Consider the following 4,527-nt stretch of genomic DNA (forward strand, 5'->3'; position numbering starts at 1 on the left):
TCTGGCGATCAAGACGCCGGAGTCTTGACGCTTCGCTCCGGCGGCCTACCTCTTCTCGACCATGACCCGCCGCAAGCTCCTCTCCTTCGTCGGTCTCGGTGCGCTGCTGGCTTCGACCGGCGGCGCCTGGGCCGCGATCTCGCGCTCCCGCAATCCCTATTATCAGGGACCCGTGAGCGACCATTTCAACGGTGTCGTCTTCACCGACGGCCGCCCCGTCAGCAAGGGGCTGCTCGACGTCCTGCGCTGGCAGACCGGCAAGCGCGAGCGCGAGGCCTTTCCGCCGCAATACGCCGCGCCGCCGCAGGACAAGCCGCCGGCGCGCGTCGACGGCATCCGCGTCGTCCATCTCGGCCACGCCTCGTTTCTCTATCAGATCGGCGGCCTCAATTTGCTGGTCGATCCGGTCTATTCCGAGCGCGCGAGCCCGTTCTCCTTCATTGGCCCACGGCGCGTGAACCAGCCGGGCGTCGCCTTCGGCGACTTGCCCAGGATCGATGCGGTCCTCATCACCCACAACCATTACGACCATCTCGACATCGAGACCCTGGCGCGCCTCCACGATCGCGACCAGCCGCGCATGATCATGCCGCTCGGCAACGACACCATCGTCAGGGCCCGCGTGCCCGACGCCCGCGCCGAGGCGCATGATTGGAACGCTCGCCTCCAGCTTTCCGACGGCGTCGCGATCACGCTCCTGCCAAGCTACCACTGGTCCGCGCGCGGCGCGTTCGACCGGCGCATGGCGCTCTGGTGCTCCTACGCGCTCGAAGCGGCCGGCACGAAGATCTTCCATGTCGGCGATACCGGATATCATGACGGCTCACTCTACGAACGGCTCGGCCGCGAGCACGGCCCCTTCCGCCTCGCCGTGCTGCCGATCGGCGCCTATGAGCCGCGCTGGTTCATGTCGGACAACCACATGAATCCGGATGAAGCGGTCAAGGTGATGCTGGCGCTCCGCGCCGAGCAGGCGATCGGCCATCACTGGGGCACCTTCCAGCTCACCGACGAGGGCATCGAGCGGCCGCCCGCGGCGCTGAAAACCGCATTGGCGACGGCTGGGCTGCCGGAAGAGCGCTTCAGGCCGATGCGGCCAGGCCTGAGCTGGAGTGCATGACCGCGCAGCCGTCGTTCCCGCGCGCGAGAATCCCAGGACGAAACGGCGCTAGCGGAGATGCTCGGGCCAGGCCCGAGCATGACGCCTGGGGGCGGGGCTATTTCGGCTGAACGTAGACGTTGATCTCGAGGTTCGGATCGCCGGGATCGTTGAGCTCGCTGACATATTCCTCGAGGAAAGCGTCCTTCACGACGATGCTCTTCGCCTCGAGATAGGCGGTGATCGTCTCGTAGGTCGAATCGATGTCGTCATAGGGAGCCTGATGCAGGAAACGCAGCGCCGGCCCCGCAGGCGATGTCCCCATCCTGAAATCCGGCCCCAGCGTCGGCGCCTGTCCGCCGGGCGGAATCGCGACCGGCAGCATCGCCTCGAAGCGGAAGCCATCGTCGGTGGTCTCGACGAACAGCGCGAGCGGGCGGCCGGCCACGGCCAATCCGTTCTTCTGCGCCTCGGCCCGCAGAGCCCTGATGGCGTTCGAGAGCCTCTGGAATCCCTGGTCCCAGGTCGCCTGCCCCGACATCATCAGCACCGGCTTGGGCGCAAGCGCGACCTCGCCGACATCGCTGCTGTCGGAGCCCCTGCCGGCGAGTGTCGAATTCGGATCGGGCACGCCGGTCTGCTGCTGCGCCGGCGGGGGCGGCAGCGGCTGGCCGGGCGCGGGCAGCGTCGGCGGCGGCTGCACCGGCTGCGGCTCGATCGGCATCGATGGTGCAGGCGCGGGCTGGACGGGCTGCGGCGTCACCGGTCCCTGCAGAGCCGGGGGCGGCTGCACCGGCTGCGGGCTCGACGGCTGCTCGGGAGCCGGCGCAGGCTGTGCCTGCGCCGGAGCGGAAGGCGCCTGGACGGGAGCAGTGCCGGGCGGCGGCGCCAGAGGCGCGGATTCGACGGCCGCCGGCGGCGCGACGCGCCCTTGCGCGACAACCATTCCGCTGGACACGCTCGCCATGCCGGCGAGCGCCAGAACACAAATCCGGGAATACCGCATCGTTACGGCCCTGAGTTTCACGCGATTCGCGCCCTTGCAGCGCAACATAGAATGTCCACCTTCTGTCAGGAACGGGGACGAGGGTGGCTTTTTCACGTCGCCTCGGCCATAGACCCACTATTCATGGGACGTGTGACCAAATGAACGCTCTGGCCAATCGCCGGTTCCTGAAGATGAACGGCCTCGGCAACCAGATCACGGTGCTCGACCTGCGCGGCACGAAGCATATCGTCAGCGAGGCCGAAGCGCGCGCCATCGCGGCGGATCCGCACGCCCGGTTCGACCAGCTCATGGTCCTGCACGATGCGAAAACGCCCGGCACCGACGCCTTCGTGCGCATCTACAACACCGACGGCTCCGAGGCCGGCGCCTGCGGCAACGGCACGCGTTGCGTCGCCTGGGCGATGGTCGCCGACCCGCAGATGGGCGATGCCGGCAAGACCCGCCTCGCGCTTCAGACCAAGGCCGGTCTGCTGCCTGCGGTGCGCGAAGGCGAGACGCTGTTCACCGTCGACATGGGCGCGCCCCGCCTCGCCTGGGACGAGATCCCGCTGGCCGAGCCCTTCGAGGACACCAGCCGCTTCGAATTGCAGATCGGGCCGATCGACGCCCCGATCCTGCACACGCCCTGCGCGGTCAACATGGGCAACCCGCATGCCGTCTTCTTCGTCGCGGATCCCTATGCCTACAATCTCGAGCAGATCGGCCCGCTGCTCGAGAATCACCCGATCTTCCCCGACCGCGCCAATATCGAGCTCGCCGCGGTGAAGGCGCCCGACCATATCGTCCTGCGCGTCTGGGAACGCGGCGCGGGCATCACCCAGGCCTGCGGCTCGGGCGCCTGCGCGGCCCTGGTCGCGGGTGTGCGCCGCGAGCTGACCGCCCGCAAGGCCACGGTCAGCCTGCCGGGCGGCGACCTCGCCATCGAATGGCGCGAGAGCGATGGCCACGTCCTGATGACCGGCCCGGTCGAGTTCGAATGGGAAGGCCGGATCGACCCCGCCCTGATCGAGCGCGCGGCCTGATGGCCCTGGAGGTCGTCACCTTCGGCTGCCGCCTCAACATCGTCGAGAGCGAGGCGCTGCGGCTCCAGGCCGAGGCTGCCGGGCTCAAGGACGCCGCGATCGTCAACTCCTGCGCCGTCACCGCCGAGGCGACACGCCAGGCCCGGCAGGCCGTGCGACGTCTGAAGCGCGAGCAACCGGAACGCCCGGTGATCGTCACCGGCTGCGCCGCCCAGATCGAGCCCGCCCGCTTCGCGGGAATGCCGGAAGTCGATCGCGTTCTCGGCAATGACGAGAAGCTCGATGTCCGGAGCTGGATGGCGCTCGCCGCCTCAAACAGCCTCGGAAACCCCGACGCGGTCGCCGCCGACAAGCTCGATGTCGGCGACATCATGGTCCGCACGACCTTGCGGCCGCCCATAACCGGCCGCTTCGCAGGCCATACCCGCGGCTTCGTTCAGGTCCAGAATGGCTGCGACCATCGCTGCACCTTCTGCGTCATCCCGTTCGGCCGCGGCAACTCGCGTTCGCTGCCTGTCGACGACGTGGTCGCGCAATGTCGCAGGCTCGTCGAAGCCGGTGCGCGCGAGGTCGTGCTGACCGGCGTCGATCTCACGAGCTATGGCCGGGACCTGCCGGACCTGCCGTCGCTTGGCGCGCTGGCAGGAGCCATACTGCGCGGCCTGCCCGAGCTGCCGCGCCTGCGCCTGTCCTCGATCGATGCGGTCGAGGTCGATGACGCGCTGCGCGATCTGCTTGCGACCGAGACCAGGCTGATGCCGCATCTGCATCTGTCGCTGCAGGCCGGCGACGACCTCATCCTGAAACGCATGAAGCGCCGCCACAGCCGCGCCGACGCCATCCGCTTCTGCGCGGAGATCAGGGCCCTGCGCCCCGACATCGTGTTCGGCGCCGATCTGATCGCAGGCTTCCCGACCGAGGACGACGCCATGTTCTCCCGCTCGCTCGGTCTGGTCGAGGAATGCGGGCTCAGCTTCGTCCACGTCTTCCCCTATTCGGCCCGCCCCGGCACGCCCGCCGCGCGCATGCCGCAGTTGCCTGGGGATGTGGTGAGCGAGCGTGCTGCCCGGTTGCGGGCGGTGGCGGGCGCCGCGCATGAACGGCATCTCGCCGAACGCGTCGGGCGGCCGCTGAGCGTCCTGACCGAGCGCGGCAACACCGGCCGGGCTGAGGACTTCACGCTGGTGCGCTTCGATCGCGACATCGCTGCCGGGCACATCCTGGTGACGACAGGCCATGCGGCCGACGGGCGGGCTCTCCTCGCGGCCTAGTCCTCGGGAAAGGGCATTGCCGCCCCGGTCGCCGATGGGAGGAGGAGGAGAGACCGGGGCGGCGGAGCCATGCCGGAGCGGCGGGCTCGGACATTAGACGCTGCGAGAACGGAAAAGGTTCAAATC

4 protein-coding genes are annotated in these 4,527 nt (G+C 68.9%); 3 read left to right on the forward strand and 1 reads right to left on the reverse strand.

Annotation, left to right across the window (positions count from 1 at the left end):
* Positions 1-61 precede the first annotated feature (61 nt).
* The gene (locus ACIPIA_RS10710) at positions 62-1,120 is read left to right on the forward strand and encodes an MBL fold metallo-hydrolase (protein WP_400509309.1); all 1,059 of its coding nucleotides are present in this window, start codon (positions 62-64) and stop codon (positions 1,118-1,120) included.
* Between the two features lie 97 nt (positions 1,121-1,217).
* Here ACIPIA_RS10710 and ACIPIA_RS10715 read toward each other — a convergent pair whose 3' ends face one another.
* The gene (locus ACIPIA_RS10715; RefSeq protein WP_400509311.1) at positions 1,218-1,862 is read right to left on the reverse strand and encodes a GyrI-like domain-containing protein; all 645 of its coding nucleotides are present in this window, start codon (positions 1,860-1,862) and stop codon (positions 1,218-1,220) included.
* Between the two features lie 383 nt (positions 1,863-2,245).
* On the opposite strand from ACIPIA_RS10715, the gene dapF reads away from it, so the two are divergent.
* Together dapF and mtaB are read left to right on the forward strand one after the other, a co-directional pair.
* Entirely contained in the window at positions 2,246-3,130 is an 885-nt protein-coding gene (gene dapF, locus ACIPIA_RS10720) for a diaminopimelate epimerase (RefSeq protein ID WP_400509313.1), read from the forward strand.
* Positions 3,130-4,401 carry a tRNA (N(6)-L-threonylcarbamoyladenosine(37)-C(2))-methylthiotransferase MtaB gene (mtaB, locus tag ACIPIA_RS10725; RefSeq protein ID WP_400509315.1) on the forward strand — a complete coding sequence of 424 codons (1,272 nt, stop codon included), beginning with the start codon at positions 3,130-3,132 and terminating at the stop codon, positions 4,399-4,401. The genes dapF and mtaB overlap by 1 nt, the downstream gene beginning before the upstream one ends.
* Positions 4,402-4,527: the final 126 nt, after the last annotated feature.

The sequence above is a fragment of the Allobosea sp. CER48 genome, from assembly GCF_044752385.1.
Lineage (GTDB): Bacteria > Pseudomonadota > Alphaproteobacteria > Rhizobiales > Beijerinckiaceae > Allobosea.

Bases quoted from the DNA above. Each gene is read 5' to 3' on its own strand.
- ACIPIA_RS10710 (WP_400509309.1), top strand. From the start codon at position 62: ATGACCCGCCGCAAGCTCCTCTCCTTCGTCGGTCTCGGTGCGCTGCTG.
- dapF (WP_400509313.1), top strand. From the start codon at position 2,246: ATGAACGCTCTGGCCAATCGCCGGTTCCTGAAGATGAACGGCCTCGGC.
- mtaB (WP_400509315.1), top strand. From the start codon at position 3,130: ATGGCCCTGGAGGTCGTCACCTTCGGCTGCCGCCTCAACATCGTCGAG.